The following is a 16376-nucleotide window of genomic DNA, read 5'->3' on the forward strand; positions in this document are numbered from 1 at the left end:
CATTGGACAACAAACATAATGATGAAAAGAATAGGCAGTTAGAGACGTACCGTTCACATGATGCGGGTAAAAAGATGACGACGAACCAAGGACTTAACGTGTCAGAGGACGAACATTCCTTGAAAGCAGGATTGCGTGGTCCGACATTGATGGAGGACTTCCATTTCCGTGAGAAGATGACCCATTTTGACCATGAACGGATTCCTGAAAGAGTCGTTCACGCTAGAGGCTACGCGGCCCACGGTAAATTCGAATTATATGAATCGATGAAAGACTATACGAAAGCGGCTTTCCTGCAGGAACCCGGTTCGAAAACACCGGTATTCACACGGATTTCCACCGTAGCCGGCAGCAAGGGATCGGCAGAAACAGTACGCGATGTACGCGGATTTGCGGTGAAATTCTATACCGAAGAAGGAAACTATGATTTAGTGGGTAATAATATGCCAGTTTTCTTCATCCAGGATGCCATCAAATTCCCGGATCTTATCCATGCCGTAAAACCTGAACCGCATAAGGAAATGCCGCAGGCGGCTTCTGCACATGATACTTTTTGGGATTTCGTTGTAAGTAACCAGGAGTCTGCGCATATGATCATGTGGCATATGTCCGATCGCGCGATTCCTCGGAGTTTCAGGATGATGGAAGGATTCGGGGTTCATACATACCGTTTGGTGAACGCTGAAGGGAAAGCGCATTTTGTGAAATTCCATTGGAAACCGAAACTCGGCGTTCACTCCCTCGTTTGGGATGAAGCGCAGAAAATCGCCGGGAAAGATCCTGATTTTCATCGCCGGGACCTTTGGGAGTCCATTGAAAAAGGGGACTTCGTCGAATTTGAATTCGGCGTCCAATTGATTGAGGAAAAAGATGAATTCATGTTTGATTTTGATATCCTGGATCCGACCAAGCTATGGCCGGAAGAGAAAGTACCCGTCAAAATCATTGGGAAAATGACGTTGAACCGCAATGTCGATAATGTATTTGCGGAAACGGAACAAGTCGCATTCCATCCGGGAAGTGTTGTTCCCGGGATTGATTTCTCAAATGATCCATTGCTGCAAGGTCGCTTGTTTTCATATACGGATACGCAACTCATTCGCCTTGGCGGACCGAACTTCCATGAGTTGCCGATTAACCGTCCAGTGTGTCCAATCCATAACAATCAGCGTGATGGCTATGGCAGACAGGCAATCAATGTGGGGCAGGTCAGCTATCATAAAAATTCATTGGCAAACAATACACCGACAACATCTACCGAAGAAGAAGGCGGTTTCGTCCACTATCAGGAGAAAGTGGAAGGACGCAAAATTCAAGCACGCAGTAATTCTTTCAGGGACCATTTCTCGCAAGCACGTCTTTTCTGGAACAGTATGACATTGCCCGAGAAAAAGCATATTGTCGATGCGTTCAGTTTTGAAGTCGGTAAAGTGAAAGATAAGAATGTCAAACAGCAAGTCGTGGATATGTTTGTCAATGTCGATAAAGGCTTGGCAACCGCTATTGCTGAAGCGGTGGGGGTCAATCATCCCGAGGGCAAGGAATCGGACGTGACCGAATCGTCACCAGCCCTTAGTCAGGAATTAACGGTGAAATCGCCGGCTACACGAAAAATCGCCATTCTCATTGGTGAAAAATTCAATGGCGGCGAAGTGGAAGCGGTTGTCAAAGCCTGCGTAGACGCAGGAATGACTGTGGATATCATCGGCGAGAAGTTCGGTTTCGTTTATGGTGAAGATAAACTGGCAGTCGAAGTGACGGAAACATTCCTCACTATCCATTCCGTTTTGTATGATGGGCTATACGTCGTCGGAGGCGAGGCGGATAATCCAAGGAAACTTAAGAAAGATATCGTCAATTTTATCAACGAAGCTTTTCAACACTATAAACCAATCGGTATCTCCACAACCGGCAAGCCTTTCTTCGAGGCTTCAGATGCAGAAGAAGGTCCAGGCATCGTACTGTCTGACGTAGCAGATTTCAACAGCGAGTTTATCGCCGCGGTCGCTGAGCACAGGCATTGGGAACGTAAAATCTTTTGATGGATTGAAAGTGAAGCGGTCGTCACTTAGGTGGCGGCTGTTTTCATTTGGTTGCAGAACTGGTAACATAAGAATGTTATAACTAATGAACTAGTAAAAGGGTGACGGATACATGAAACAAAACAAAAAGAATACTAGCACCTTACTGAAAAAACCAGCAGGCATTGTGAGTATCGGTGTCGTCTTACTCGCGTTGATTGTGTACAATATTTTCTTTCCTGAACAAGAAGCAGAACCGAGCCGAGCCGGTTTAATCCCGGTGGAGCTTGTGAAAACGATTGACGGCGATACGATTAAAATTATGTATGAAGGTAAAGAACAGAATGTCCGGTATTTACTCATTGATACTCCGGAAACGAATCATCCGCGCCTTGGAAAGCAGCCATTCGGTGAGAAAGCGAAAGAGCGTAATCGTGAGCTGATGAACAGCGGGAAATTAGAAATCGAATTCGATGTCGGTGGGAAAACAGATAAATATGATAGATTGCTTGCTTATATTTATATTGATGGTGTGAGTGTTCAGGAAAAACTGTTGGAAGAAGGGCTAGCCCGAGTGGGGTACGTTTATCCGCCAAATACACGACATCTAGACGCTTTTAAGAAAGCAGAAGAGAAGGCCAAAAAAGCGGGAATTGGCATCTGGACGCTTGAAGATTATGCGACTGATCGCGGATTTGACAGCGAAACGTATGTAGAAAAGAAACCTGAAACACAACCAGTATCCGGTACTAAAGAAGCGTTTAAAAACTGTACGGAACTACGTCAGAAGTATCCGAATGGCGTGAAAAAAGGGCATCCTGCTTACTCAGAAAAAATGGATGGCAATAAAGATGGTAATGCGTGCGAGCGTTAATATTCGATGGAAAAGATAGAACTATACTTAACTTCTCGTTTTTTGTAAACGGGGAAAGATGATAGGCACAGCAAATAAAACAAAAACATCCTTAAATCAGTTATCGATTTAAGGATGTTTTTAATTGTGTAACCAATTATCACAAATGAATACTTAAATATGTGATTAAAAAAATTCCATCTACTTTTTTGTGAAAGGGTACCCGAGTTTAGCTGAGCTTTTCTTCCGTACGTAACATTGGTGTCACAATGAGATTGTATAGTACTAGCAAGAGGTACCTAATACTTTGAAACAATAGCTAGTACTAATGTGCAAGAAAGGCAGTGGAGAATTGAAAAGAGTAGTTCTTGGCAGTATAAAATTCTTGATTATAGTAAGCATAGTAGTAGCAGGAATAGTTGTATACTCACTTAAAATAGAGCCAAAACTTCTGATCACAAAGGAATATGAACTTAAGTTCTCGTCGGGAGGTGAGAATTCTATAAGGGTAGTACAGTTTTCAGATGTCCATTTAGGTCCGAATTATTCGCTAGAGCAGCTGGAGAGACTTGTAGACCGAATTAATAAACTCAAACCTGACCTAATCGCTTTTACAGGCGATCTCATAGATGTAGCATCCGAGTTCGAGGGGCGATCAGAGATAAGTGGAATACTTGATAAGCTAAGTAGTAGATATGGAAAGTACGCCATTTGGGGGAACCATGACTATGGAGGTGGCGGCGTCAGGTTTTACGAAAAGATTATGATAGAATCAGGATTTAAGCTACTTACAAATCAGAATAGCAAAATAGAACTTGAAAGTGGAAAAGTATTAACTATAATAGGGGTGGATGATGCCATGCTTGGAAACCCCGATGTTCAAAAGGCGTATTCAGGTGTTGACGATCAGGGGGCTAAGCTTCTTCTGTTGCATCAACCGGACCTTGTGGACGAAATAGGGTATGATAATTTTGATTTGGCACTGGCAGGACACAGTCACGGAGGGCAGGTCATTGTTCCGACGCTTGGTCCCGTGGTGACACCTCCTCTTGCAAAGAAATATAGAAAAGGAATGTATCAACTAGGAATTCATACTCATCTTTATGTGAATAGCGGAATCGGCACTACGAGGATACCTATTCGATTTTGGAGCCCTCCTGAGATATCCGTGTTTGACATAGCTATATAAAATTTCTTTTAGATTGTTTTTGTACTTTTGAAGGCTTCTCCTGAGTTGACCAAACTTTTGTGATGCCTTTTTTGTTTTTCTTTTGTAATAATATGGTTTTGGTCAAAGTTTCTAACTCAAGGGGGAAAAAATGAATATTCTAATCGCAGATGATGAACCGCAAATGGTTAAGATACTGTCAGCATATTTCAAAGAGGAAGGCTTCAATGTCCTGGGAGCTAGGGATGGACAGGAAGCATTGAATATAGCTGAATCAACCAAGATTGACTTAGCCGTTTTAGATTGGATGATGCCAAAAATTGGTGGAATAGAAGTATGTAAATATATAAAGGGAAATAGTCAAACCAAAGTTCTGATATTAACAGCTAAAGGTCAACATGAAGATGAAATAAAGGCCTTAAATGGAGGGGCTGATGAATATATTAAGAAGCCATTTGATCCACGAATCGTAATATTAAGAGCTAAAAAGCTCCTGAACATTGGTGAGGAAATTAAATTCAGAGGTATTAGGATAAAGGAGAATGAAAAAAAAGCATATAAGAGCAATGAACCCTTACAACTTACCAAGATTGAATATGATTTATTACTGTTCTTCATTAATAATAGGGGTGTTATTTTATCGAGGGATAGGCTTATTGATATAGTTTGGGGTATGGATTATGAAGGGGATCATCGAACAGTAGATACTCACATCCGAAGATTAAGAACTAAAATAGGGGATGACCTTATCAAAACCTATAGAGGCATTGGGTACTGCCTGGAGGTGAAGGAAGATTAAAATCGGAAGCAAGTTTTCAGTTGGCATATCATCCATTGTAATTTGCACGTTTATTTTTTCAATACTCATAAATATATTCCTGGTAGACAGATATTACATTTATGAGCAAAGAAAGGTTTTAGACAAGGTAGCTAACGAGATAATCAGTGTACCTGAAAGTGGTTTCTTAAACGAATTGAAACAGATAGAAGAAGAGTACGCCGTAACTATTGTTCATTCAGAGATTAGTGGAAGTTTGAATCAACTTAATGAAAAAATAAAATTAGAATTTGAAATGAAAAAAATAAAGTTAAATAAATTTTGGATTACTGAAAGTACGTTAACTACTTTGCAGGAGAAAAGCGTCAATAAGATATACGATCAAGGTGTAAGCAAATATAAAGTTTTAACTAAATTTATAAAAATTGATAATACGATTATCGCCATAGGATTACCATTACCACATATGGAAGAAGCAATCATAATCATAAATAGATTTAATCTATTTTTGATGACAATTTCAGTCATATTAATTGTTTTCTTAGTAGTAATCATATCTAAAAAAATTACAAGGCCTTTAGAATCCTTGAAAAGTTTGTCTCAAGATATAGCTAATTTAAAGTTCAGGAAAGAAGAGATTACAACCAATGATGAGGTAGGAGAACTTGCGAAAAGTATAAACAGTATGAGTGGAAAATTAGAGAAAGCCCATAATGAAATCAATGGCCAAAATAAGCGATTGAAAGAATTAATGTCAGATGTGTCCCATGAACTAAAAACGCCACTATCAATAATGAAAGTGTATGAACAGGGGATAGTGGACGGTTTGGATGACGGAACATTTAGAGATGTAATTGAAGAACAGATTGAGAAAATGGATGTATTAATTGAGAAGCTTCTGTTTTGGACAGAGTTAGAAAATAGTTCATTAAATAAATCTACTTTTGATTTAGGTAAAAGGGTTATAGACATGACGGGAAAATACATGCTGATACTACAGGAAAACTGTATTGATTTTTCATTAAATGTAGATGCGGACAAGGAATATTTTATCAATGCAGAAAAAGAAGCAATAGATGTTGTTCTCGATAATTTAATTACTAATGCTATTAAATATTCCGATGATAAGCGTATTGAAATTACATTAACTATAGACACTAATATCGTCAAGCTTACGATTGCTAACGGGGTTGGCGCAATTGACGAAAATGATTTAGAACATATATGGAGACCTTTTTATGTATTAGAAAAATCAAGAAGTAAGGAGCTTTCAGGTACAGGTTTGGGCTTACCTATTATCAAGACCATTTTGGATAATCACAAGTTGGATTTTGGGTTTGAATTAAAAAATAATAAGTTAGCTTTTTTTGTAACATTCGCGTAACACACCCCGGTTACTCTAGTTATGGAGGTGTGATACATGAAAAAAATTCTATCAATCATGTTAATTGCTGCAATTGTAACAAGTGTTCTAGTAGGGTGTGTGAACGACAAAAAGATACCAATCAAAGAGGTTAATTCAGGAAAAGGTAATGTGGATTTTAACTTTAGTGTGGATCCAGAGACCCTTGCGTTTGAGGTGGAGTCCAATGGAATTACTGAAAGAGCATCGGAACCACTGGAGAAAATGAAAGTTTCAAATTTAAAAGACAGTGGAGATACTATAACTTGGACCTATTTAGAAAAGGCAATTGATGTTGAAATAGAAAAAAAAGATAATTATGTAGATGTAACCATAAAATCCAACAAAGATGAAGACAACATGTTTGCATGGCCAAAAGTGAAAGGTGATGGATATATGCTCCCATTAAATCAAGGGAAGCATATTCCAAGCAATGATCCAGTCTGGAAAGATTATTTAAGTGAAGAAAAAATGAAGGTGATTGAGGCTTTCTCTATGCAGTTTTTTGCAGTTGATAAAAGTGCGTATTCGCTAGTCTATATAATTAAAAATCCTTATAATAGTGAAGTTGTTTTTAATACAGAAAATGATATTGAGTTTACTTTTAATCATGAGTTTCCAGCGATTAATAAAGTGAAGGAATATGGTTTTAGAATATATGTAACGGAAAAAAATCCAGCAGATGTTGCAAAGACCTATAAAAAGTATTTGGTTGAACAGGGTGACTTCAAAAGCTTGGCGGATAAGGCTAAAGAAAATAGTGAAATTGAAAAGCTTTACGGTGCACCCCATGCTTATTTTTGGGACAGAACTGTTATTTCAGAGGAAAATATAAAATGGGCAAAACTAAGAGACAGTTTCCCCGAAAAACTGAGATTATGGATTCAGGAGTTATTAACTACTAAAGTTGAAGATGGATCAGATCTTTCATCGGCCTTTGATGATTTAAATAACTTAGATTATGTAGACAAATACACTAAAAATAGAATAGTAAAAGGCTTAAGTGCCGTAATGCAACTAAAAGAATTCTATAATCCGGAAATATTTACTGAAACAGATAAAGAAACTCAGGGGCTATTAAACAGGAAAATAGAAAATTTAAATCCTGTTGAATTAATTGACCTAAATAAGAGATTATTAAAAAGCATACTTGGAAATGTAGTTGACCCAATAGAGAAGTGGGCAGATGCAAATACTGTAGATGTGATAAAGGATATGAAGGATTCAGGGTTAGAAAACATGTGGATTGGACTTGATGACTGGCAGGAAGGATTTATTAAACCAGAGTTAGTAAAAGAAGCAGAAGACCTTGGCTATTTAATTGGCACCTATGATTCGTATCATTCAATCCATGAACCCGGTAAAGAGAAGTGGGAAACTGCTAAGTTTAGGGATACTTCACTTTACGAGAATGCAACTGTAACCAATAAAGATGGAAACAAGATTGAAGGATTCCAAGGTGAAGGTAGAAAGTTGAATCCGACGCTTGCAATGCCTAGTGTAGAAGAAAGAATAACTTCGATTCTAGATACTGGTCTAGCATTTAACTCATGGTTTCTAGACACCGATGGCACTGGGGAGATCTATGATGACTATTCGCCAGAACATATTACTACTGAAAAGGATGATATCCAGGCTAGAATTAAGAGAATGGAGTATCTGCAACAAGAATGGGATATGGTAGTTGGAACTGAAGGCGGAAATGATTTTGCAAACAAAACGATTGCCTTTGCACATGGAATAGAAACGCCAGCATTTTCTTGGATGGATGAGGATATGAAAACAAATAAAGAAAGTGAGTACTATGTAGGGAGATACTATTCGAGTAACGGCGGAGTTCCCGAACTGTTTTCTAAACAAATACCTGTAAAGGATAAATACAAGAAGTTATTTTTGGATTCAAACTACACGATCCCATTGTATAAGTTGGTTTACAACGATTCAGTAATCACGACTTATTGGTGGGGATGGGGAACCTTAAAATTGGAAGATGAAATATCAAATAGGATGTTGTATGAGATACTTTATAATGTACCTCCTTTATATCATATAGATAAAAACGAGAGAGTGTAAAATATCTTGTGTAAATGAATAAATACAAAAAGGAAGACCTTTTCTTGGTAGAATTAAGTCACCACAACCAATCCTAGAAAAGAGGTCTTCCCTATGACTCAGTTTACAGCAGATATTGTCCAAGCACTAGTCCAAAAACAAGATATTACCGAAGTTTTTCGTTCGCATTTAGAAACAGCGGTAAATGCGCTGCTCGCCACGGAGCTGACGGCTTTTTTAGATTATGAAAAATACGACCGAATCGGTTTTAATTCAGGTAATTCACGTAATGGTTCATATGAAAGAACGCTACACACGGAATATGGTGACCTCCAAATCACAATTCCCCGTGATCGCAACGGCGAGTTTAAACAACAGACAGTCGCACCTTATAAGCGGTCAAATGATACACTTGAATCATTTGTCATTCACATGTTTCAAAAAGGCGTGACCATGTCGGAAATTGCCGATTTAATCGAAAAAATGTATGGCCATCATTACACACGTCAAACAATATCTAATATGACACAGGTAGTGGGTGAACAAGTAGAGGCCTTTACTAAAAGGAAACTCAGTGCGCGCTACGTCTGTGTTTATTTAGACGCAACCTATATTTCTGTTCGACGTGAAACGGTCTCTAAAGAGGCTGTTTATATAGCTGTGGGCATTCGTGAAGATGGATCAAAAGAAGTAATTGCTTACACAATCGCTCCAACAGAATCAGCATTTAATTGGAAAGAGCTCTTACTAGAAACAAAAGAGCGTGGCGTTGAAGAAGTCCTTCTATTCCTTTCAGACGGCTTAACAGGTATGGTTGACACGATTACAAGCGTATTTCCTAAAGCGCAATTCCAAACATGTTTAGTGCATGTGGCGCGCAATATTTCACATAAAGTACGTGTTGAAGACCGTGCTGAGATTTGTGATGACTTCAAAACGGTTTACCGAGCTGATAATCAGGAAGCTGGGCAAGTCGCGTTAGATAATTTCTGTGAAAAGTGGAAAAAATCATACCCAAAGGTGACAAAATCACTCGCTACAAATGACCATCTACTTACCTTCTACAGCTTTCCAAAGTCAATTTGGCGAAGCATATACTCAACGAATTTAATCGAGTCATTTAACAAGCAAATCAAGAAATATACAAAGCGCAAAGAGCAGTTTCCGAACGAAGAAGCACTCGAACGCTTCCTAGTCTCGCAGTTTGAAGAGTACAACCAACGTTTCTCCACACGATGCCATATCGGTTTCGATCAAGCACGCGCAGAGCTGGCTGAGATGTTTGAAGTGAAAGAATAAAAAGTGTGATGATCATTAAGAAGAGGTCCGATTGTCATTTACACATAAATATTGACACTCCCAAAAACGAGTGGAAAAAACATAAAGAAACAATCGTAAGACATTCTAAGGTATTGTCAAATTTTAGCAAAAAAGCAATAACAGAAGAAATGACGGATTTTAAAATCATATCAGATGATAGATTAGTTCAAGTGACTGAATATGATGAAACATTAAGTGTAGTAGCCAATTTTTCAGAAGATGAATTTAATTATCTAGGCGAGACAATACCAGAAAAGTCATTATTAATTATTGATGGAAAGAGTAAAAGTATCTATACGCCGAAAAATTAGATGTTGCATTTAGCACATTTTAATTGCTTATTTTTAATGAGACTTAAAAATAAATCAGATGACTTTTGACATGGAGATATTTGTGATGAATATCCGTTATTTACTGATCGATACGCCTGAAACGAACACCACCTTCGACTTGGGAAGCAGCCGTTCGGAGAGGAAGCGAAAGAACGTACTCATGAGCTATTCAACAGCGGATAGCGAGAACTATCCAAACGGTGTAAAGAAAAAGCATCCCGCCTATTCGGAAAAGGGGTGGCTTTACGTGTGAACGTTGATGTTATTGAGGATTCCCATTGAACCCCGAATTGTGTTAGAATCCGTTACTCAAAATGAAAGAGATGAGAATGACAGCAATAATGCTGTCATTCTCATCTCTTTCTAATTAAAAGGTGGTTGACCAAACTACCCTTTTTTTTTATTGAACATTCTCGATTCCATGAAAGTAAAGACGATAATTCTTTTGAACTTCTTCTTGGTTTTTCACTTTCAACTTACCTTCATATAGGGATTCCCCTGTTATTAAATCGCCTATAAAAATGGTATGCCCGTTAGTTGTTGCATGAATAATATAGAATTTTCCATTCATTACCTTAATGTAAGGTGCCTCCTCATCATCCTTATTATCTACTAAATCAAATGATAGTTTTTTGCCCCATTTGTCGCTTTCAATGTCATACAAATTGACTTCTATACCATTATATGTCTGTGAAGGAATAAAGAGTGTAGAATTAGAGATAGCGGATGAACCACCTAAAGAACCAAGTTTTTCATCAGAAGCAACAACTTTTTTAGATTGATTAGTTTCTATATCGTAAACGATGAATTCATTCGCGACTAATTTCGGTTCACCGTCTCTATAGATTTTTTCATCTTCAAAAGCCTCAATTTTAACTAGAAGGTATTTTTGTCGCTGAATAGAATAATTATCATTTATGATTCTTAAATCAGAATAACCATTCTCTACCGTCGGAGTAGAAGCAATCGTGTCATCACTTACAAGCTTTTGCTCTTTCATATCAAATGTATAGACTCGTAATTCATCTCTAACACTACCACCTATACGAGAAGCCCGTGTAATGACCTTTAATTCACTATCTATTACTTGAACTTCCTCAACTTGCATCCAACCGTAATTTTCTTTTTCGGATACATCCAACTGGATTGACGTAATTTCGTCCGTTTTTTTAGTTAACACTTCAATATCAAAGCTAAAATCATTCATATGGGCATATGCCACTAAATTTTCGTCTTCAAAAAAAAGATGCGGGCTTAAATCCTTACTTCGCATAAAATTCCTATGTTTTTCTACCAATTCTTCAAGATAATTCGGAACACCCAATCTAGATAACTTTTGTGAAAAAGATAAATTAGTTGGTTTGATTGTTTCTTCACTTGTAACTTGTAAAGGTTGATACAGGTGGTGATTATTTCCTGAATAATCACAGTATAATACTATATTTTGCAACTCATCCTCATTGCCATTTACTTTTTCAAAATCAATTTTTATATGCTCATTTGTAGCTAAACTTGATTGTATATAAAAAGTTCCAATCACAATTAGCGTAATCAAACAAATCGAAATGATTTTCCAATAACGTTTCACTTATGTAACCTCCCATCAAACTCTTATTTTATTCTTTAGTAGAAAATTACCTATCCAAATGGCGCAAGCTAAAACGAGAAGACCTGCTACTAGTTCCAGGAAAAATAGTTCTATTGGATAAAAATAATTACTTAAGATGAACTCATTAACGAATAGGGGTGCAAAGAAGATTAAAAGGGAAGCAACACAATAGAGAACGCCATAAATAATCCCTTTAATACGGAAAGAACGTTCAAACAAAATCGCCGTAAAAACAATACACACCGCTAGCATTCCACCAGCATAATAAAGAACAAACTCTATAAAAATGCTTGGCAAAAATACGCTTAAATTGTGGAGGTTAGTAATTTCATAAATCGAAAGATCGGTACGAAACTCACTTGGTACCACCCACTGTAAAACTTGACTTTCAACTGGCAATAATACTAGTTGTAATGCAACAAGACCTAAAACGAAGAGTAAAATCGTTGTAGCCTTTGCAAAATAAATAGTAATGCGTGCTGTTGGCAACATGAGTAAACGATAACTAAATGTATTTTTTCCAAGCCAATCACGATACCAAATAAAAAAGACATAGATTATTAATACTACAACACAAAGCATAATGGGGAGCAGAAACCAAGCTGCCTGAGTAAAATTATAGAAAGAGATATTCCCATATTGTTCGATAAACTGGTCCTTCGTCATTAAATCCTTATACATTAATTCATTTGCCCGATTTAAATAGGCCCGTGATTGAACAATCACCCCAATGATTTGCGAAAGAATCGTAATGCCAAGTAAAACGAGGTAAAGCTTTAAAAATCTATTGACTTCGAAATTGACTAACTTCAAATAACGATTCATGCTTGATACACCTCTCTCATTACATCGATTACCGATGTCCCCTCTTTTTCTCTTACTTCTTCTGTATCGAATTCTTTTAAAACTACGCCGTCATCTAGTAAAACAACTTTATCAATTAAATGTTCGATATCATTAATTTCATGTGTTGTGATAATAACGCCACGATTTTCAATTAAATGACTCGTAAATACATTGGCAATTTGCTCACGGCTAAATATATCAATTCCTGAAAATGGTTCGTCCATTAAGACATAATCGACATCCATTGCCAAACCAAGTATAAGGTTCACTTTTGCGGAATTGCCTTTTGAGAGTTCAGAAATACGATCCGTTTCGTTTAGTTTGAAAAACTGGAGCAGTTCAGTGGCACGTTCCTGATTCCAACAGTTGTAAAAATCAGTCATAAATACAAAGGCGTCCCGTATTCGCATTTGCGGTAACATCGTTATTGTATCTGGTATAAAGGTGATTTTTTCATAACTCCCTTTATGAATTTTTTCACCATCAATGAGGATTTTACCTCCATTAATGGGGGTTAAAGCCATAATCGCTTTCATAATTGTTGTTTTCCCAACACCATTAATGCCAATTAGACAAGTGATTTTCCCTTTTTCAGCAGTAAAAGAAACGCCATTTAATACTTTTTTCCTGCCGAACTTTTTTGTTATATTTTTTATTTCAATCACAAAGATCCCCCCATTTAATTATTTTCCCTTTCATACGTATTCTTCACTAAATCCAAAGCCTCGTGTACAGGAACATTGATGGATCGAACCGAATGAACAAACGTATCTACAGCTTCTAAAATCAATTCTTCTCTTACTATTTTGAGCATCTGCGCATCCCTCGTAATGCGACTTGGCAAATTCCCCTCCGTAAAAATCAACCCTTGTTCCTCCATTTCTTTATACGCTCGCTGCGCCGTATTTGGATTAATTTTCAGCTGATTAGCGAGTTCCCTTCTCGATGGAATCTCCTGACCCGGTTCAAAGTAACCTGTTGCAATTTGTTCTTTAAATTGCCGAATCACTTGCACATAAACAGGATCACGATTATTAAACTTTATATCCATAAACCCAACTCCTAAAAAAACATAATGGTTTTACGCCTAACCTGTACTAAGGGGGTAATACAGTGTTGGCAAAATTAATGGACGAAACACTAGTTACGATGACTGTATTAAGTGTCTAATACTTTTGCGATAAAAGAATGCGTCTAGAAAAGCAATATTATGTATTAAAGCATTTATACAGTAATCGCAAAGAAATGCCACGTAATACATTCACCTGCCCTACAAACAATGTGTATTAATTGGTTGATACACATTACAATTTGTATTATATCCTTAATACACTTTTACTGTCAACCAAGAATATCCATTTCTTCTTATTCGAGGGTTCTTATTGAGTTCTAAATTGCGTTAGACGTTGGTTGTTATCTGAATTTCGAGAAACGTGCAACACTTAATCTTTTTGCGAAACTCCTTGACATGCCCGCTAAACGTGATAAGATTCAAATCAATTACTTTTGTACAAAAGATAATCATTAAAATTGAATATATTTGAGAGATGGTCCAGTAATCATATTGTGAGCAGCAGCAAGAGACTGAATGGTAGGTGTGAATTCAGGCAGCAATATGTATGAAGTACGCCATCCGATTTTCTCAACAACTAATGAAGTGGATGGCCAGTCCAGAACTGGTTCATCAATTAGGGTGGTAACGCGGAGAGCTTCTTCGTCCCTTTCCAAGGGATTGAAGGGGCTTTTTTGTATCCAAAAATAATACACAGTTTTAAACCATCGAGGAGGATTTCATCATGTTTCGAATAAAGGAAGTTATTTCACCCACATTTCTAGAGGCGATAACACTTATAGCAGCAATTGTAACGATAATTAGTGTTAGTATTGTTCAGTTTGGTGCAGTTCCACATTTGCCAATTTTGTTTTCAATATTACTATTAATTTGCTATGGTCTGCTCAAAAAGGTTTCGTACCGCAAACTTGAAGGTGGCCTGGTCGAAGGAGCAGGAGCGGGTATGAGTGCAGTATTCCTGTTTTTCTTCATTGGTATTTTAGTTAGTAGTTGGATCATGAGTGGGACGATACCGACGCTAATCTATACCGGGTTTAATCTAATTACACCGTCATTTTTCTTTGCAATTGTTTTTGTTGTTACTGCAATTGTTGGTGTTTCAATCGGTAGTTCGTTGACGACGGTAGCAACAGTAGGGGTAGCATTTATTGGGATGGCGACTATGCTCGATTTGTCACTGCCTATAGCGGCGGGTGCAATTGTTTCCGGAGCATTTTTTGGAGATAAGATGTCACCCCTGTCGGATACGACAAATCTGGCCTCATCCATTGTTGACGTCAATTTGTTTGAACATATTCGAAATATGGGTTGGACGACAATCCCGGCATTTATTTTATCGCTGATTATCTTCGCTTTATTATCACCAAGTGTCACATTAAGCGATGTTGATAAAATTGCCTATTTCCAAGATGGCTTGTTGGAAACAGGGATGATTCACTGGTATACGGTGATTCCTCTTGTTGTTCTCTTTGTTCTGACGATAATGAAAGTCCCGGCGTTAATGACATTGGCGTTAAGTTCCATCAGTGCGATTATCATTTCCTATTTCCATCAGAGTTTCAGTGCTCCAGAAGTGTTTAAGATTTTATTCGAAGGCTTTGTTTCAACGACAGGAATCAAAGACATTGACGAATTACTTACTCGTGGTGGCATGCAAAGTATGATGTTTACAATTGGTTTGGTGTTGTTGGCACTTAGTATGGGGGGATTGTTATTTACACTAGGAATTGTCCAATGTCTACTCGGGAAAATTGAAAGTCTTTTGAAGAAAGTTTCCTCTGTCATTGCAGCGTCTGCGTTAACGGCGATTGGGATTAATGTGTTGATTGGTGAACAGTATTTGTCGATATTATTGACAGGGCAAGCTTTCCAATCACAATATGAAAAAGTAGGGTTAGCGAATAAGAACTTGAGTAGAGTGATGGAAGATGCGGGCACGGTTGTCAATCCGTTAGTACCGTGGAGCGTTTGCGGTATTTTCATTACAGGTGTGTTGGGTGTCGCAACAGTAGACTATTTGCCATTCGCATTCTTTTGCCTGTTGTCTCCGATATTAACAGTTCTGTTTGGGTTTACTGGGAAAACATTGACGTATCTGACTGATGAAAAGGTAAAAGTGTAAAAAGCGAAGGAGCACACCTGTTAGGGAGTGCTCCTTCGCTTTTGGAAATTAATAAAACATTCAAAAGCCTATTATTTGTAGATTATGGAACCATTTGTGCATGAACAACGTATAAGTAGTAGGGTTGTTCCATATTGTGGCGAATATAGGAGGTTATGTTGTATTTTAGGGCATATGAATTATGAGGCTTTATAAAAAAATGCATGGAGTTTATAAAGAGATTTTCATAAGACGATGAAGGTATTTCAGAGGCTGATAAAGCGTATTTAGATAGAATATCAATACGAAACCGCTTCGGACTAGTCGCTATGTTAATGGCGGGGTTTCATTTACACTTGGGCCTGTTTTCGGTTTTCTGCCTGTCATATCACTCGCTTTTTGCATGTTGACTTATAAGACTTTTGAATAAGGGGGGCAGTTATATTCATGAAAATGGGTCGATTAGTACTCTTTATAACTTTCCTTCTATTGGTAGTATCAGGCTGTCAAGAAGCTTATAAAGGAAATCCCACGCCGAAAGATTTTCTTGGAAGTAGTGATGCGGATATTTTTGTTTTAGATAGTATCGTCTACTCGAAGGCTCGAGATCTAGAATGGCTAAAAGAATTATCCTATGAATTGGGTGAGCAAGTGGGAGAAATAACAAAAAAGACGGACAAAGCATGGAACTTTAAAAGTGGTACATCTAATAAATTACCTGTTGGAACAAAGATATATAAAACGGATACGCCCGCATATATTGTAATAGTAGACGGTAAGGAAATACCCTATATAGGCATGTATGAAGGGTAGTTTTGGGGA

13 protein-coding genes and 2 pseudogenes are annotated in these 16376 nt (G+C 37.6%); 11 read left to right on the forward strand and 4 right to left on the reverse strand.

Translation table 11 applies throughout. The features are described 5' to 3' along the window. Positions 1–2 precede the first annotated feature (2 nt). The 9 genes and pseudogenes from MKX62_RS13460 to MKX62_RS24460 form a co-directional block, all read left to right on the forward strand. The gene (locus tag MKX62_RS13460; RefSeq protein WP_445683531.1) at positions 3–2042 is read left to right on the forward strand and encodes a catalase; all 2040 of its coding nucleotides are present in this window, start codon (positions 3–5) and stop codon (positions 2040–2042) included. Positions 2043–2154: 112 nt separating this feature from the next. Continuing rightward, entirely contained in the window at positions 2155–2895 is a 741-nt protein-coding gene (locus MKX62_RS13465) for a thermonuclease family protein (RefSeq protein WP_340741621.1), read from the forward strand. A gap of 331 nt (positions 2896–3226) precedes the next feature. After that, on the forward strand, positions 3227–4063 hold the full coding sequence (locus MKX62_RS13470; RefSeq protein ID WP_340741622.1) for a metallophosphoesterase: 837 nt from the start codon (positions 3227–3229) through the stop codon (positions 4061–4063). 130 nt (positions 4064–4193) lie between these two features. Next, positions 4194–4841, forward strand: coding sequence for a response regulator transcription factor (locus MKX62_RS13475; protein WP_067206628.1), 648 nt, complete (start codon positions 4194–4196; stop codon positions 4839–4841). Positions 4842–5016: 175 nt separating this feature from the next. Beyond that, positions 5017–6204 (forward strand): sensor histidine kinase, encoded by a 1188-nt coding sequence (locus MKX62_RS13480; protein WP_197485375.1) that lies wholly within the window; start codon positions 5017–5019, stop codon positions 6202–6204. 36 nt (positions 6205–6240) lie between these two features. Then, positions 6241–8286, forward strand: a pseudogene (locus tag MKX62_RS13485) (glycoside hydrolase); the annotation flags it as partial. 102 nt (positions 8287–8388) lie between these two features. Next, positions 8389–9573 carry an IS256 family transposase gene (locus tag MKX62_RS13490; RefSeq protein WP_340741403.1) on the forward strand — a complete coding sequence of 395 codons (1185 nt, stop codon included), beginning with the start codon at positions 8389–8391 and terminating at the stop codon, positions 9571–9573. 5 nt (positions 9574–9578) lie between these two features. Beyond that, entirely contained in the window at positions 9579–9905 is a 327-nt protein-coding gene (locus tag MKX62_RS13495) for a hypothetical protein (RefSeq protein ID WP_340741624.1), read from the forward strand. A 91-nt stretch (positions 9906–9996) separates the two neighbouring features. Further along, positions 9997–10106 (forward strand): annotated as a pseudogene (locus tag MKX62_RS24460) (thermonuclease family protein); the annotation flags it as partial. A 220-nt stretch (positions 10107–10326) separates the two neighbouring features. Here MKX62_RS24460 and MKX62_RS13505 read toward each other — a convergent pair. From MKX62_RS13505 to MKX62_RS13520, 4 genes are read right to left on the reverse strand one after another with little or no spacing between them, the layout of a single operon-like run. After that, a complete protein-coding gene (locus MKX62_RS13505; RefSeq protein WP_340741625.1) occupies positions 10327–11514 on the reverse strand; it encodes a hypothetical protein in 1188 nt (395 codons plus the stop codon). Between the two features lie 15 nt (positions 11515–11529). Then, positions 11530–12360: a hypothetical protein gene (locus tag MKX62_RS13510; RefSeq protein WP_187046965.1), complete on the reverse strand. Its 831-nt coding sequence runs from the start codon at positions 12358–12360 to the stop codon at positions 11530–11532. Then, complete coding sequence (locus tag MKX62_RS13515; protein WP_340741626.1) at positions 12357–13046, reverse strand: ABC transporter ATP-binding protein; 690 nt, start codon at positions 13044–13046, stop codon at positions 12357–12359. Before MKX62_RS13515 ends, MKX62_RS13510 begins: the two co-directional genes overlap by 4 nt. Before the next feature lie 14 nt (positions 13047–13060). Next, positions 13061–13432, reverse strand: a complete 372-nt coding sequence (locus MKX62_RS13520; RefSeq protein WP_067206645.1) for a GntR family transcriptional regulator — start codon at positions 13430–13432, stop codon at positions 13061–13063. A gap of 745 nt (positions 13433–14177) precedes the next feature. Between MKX62_RS13520 and nhaC the strand changes: the two genes are divergently transcribed. Both nhaC and MKX62_RS13530 read left to right on the forward strand, forming a co-directional pair. Continuing rightward, positions 14178–15575, forward strand: a complete 1398-nt coding sequence (nhaC, locus tag MKX62_RS13525) for a Na+/H+ antiporter NhaC (RefSeq protein ID WP_067206648.1) — start codon at positions 14178–14180, stop codon at positions 15573–15575. 426 nt (positions 15576–16001) lie between these two features. After that, the gene (locus tag MKX62_RS13530) at positions 16002–16367 is read left to right on the forward strand and encodes a hypothetical protein (RefSeq protein WP_067206651.1); all 366 of its coding nucleotides are present in this window, start codon (positions 16002–16004) and stop codon (positions 16365–16367) included. Positions 16368–16376 lie beyond the last annotated feature (9 nt).

The sequence above is a fragment of the Sporosarcina sp. FSL K6-5500 genome, from assembly GCF_038005665.1.
Classification (GTDB): domain Bacteria; phylum Bacillota; class Bacilli; order Bacillales_A; family Planococcaceae; genus Sporosarcina; species Sporosarcina psychrophila.

Excerpts from the sequence above, each read along its gene's own strand:
- MKX62_RS13465 (WP_340741621.1), top strand. The coding sequence starts at position 2,155 with ATGAAACAAAACAAAAAGAATACTAGCACCTTACTGAAAAAACCAGCA.
- MKX62_RS13475 (WP_067206628.1), top strand. The coding sequence starts at position 4,194 with ATGAATATTCTAATCGCAGATGATGAACCGCAAATGGTTAAGATACTG.
- MKX62_RS13490 (WP_340741403.1), top strand. The coding sequence starts at position 8,389 with ATGACTCAGTTTACAGCAGATATTGTCCAAGCACTAGTCCAAAAACAA.
- MKX62_RS13510 (WP_187046965.1), bottom strand. The coding sequence starts at position 12,360 with ATGAATCGTTATTTGAAGTTAGTCAATTTCGAAGTCAATAGATTTTTA.
- MKX62_RS13520 (WP_067206645.1), bottom strand. The coding sequence starts at position 13,432 with ATGGATATAAAGTTTAATAATCGTGATCCTGTTTATGTGCAAGTGATT.
- nhaC (WP_067206648.1), top strand. The coding sequence starts at position 14,178 with ATGTTTCGAATAAAGGAAGTTATTTCACCCACATTTCTAGAGGCGATA.
- MKX62_RS13530 (WP_067206651.1), top strand. The coding sequence starts at position 16,002 with ATGAAAATGGGTCGATTAGTACTCTTTATAACTTTCCTTCTATTGGTA.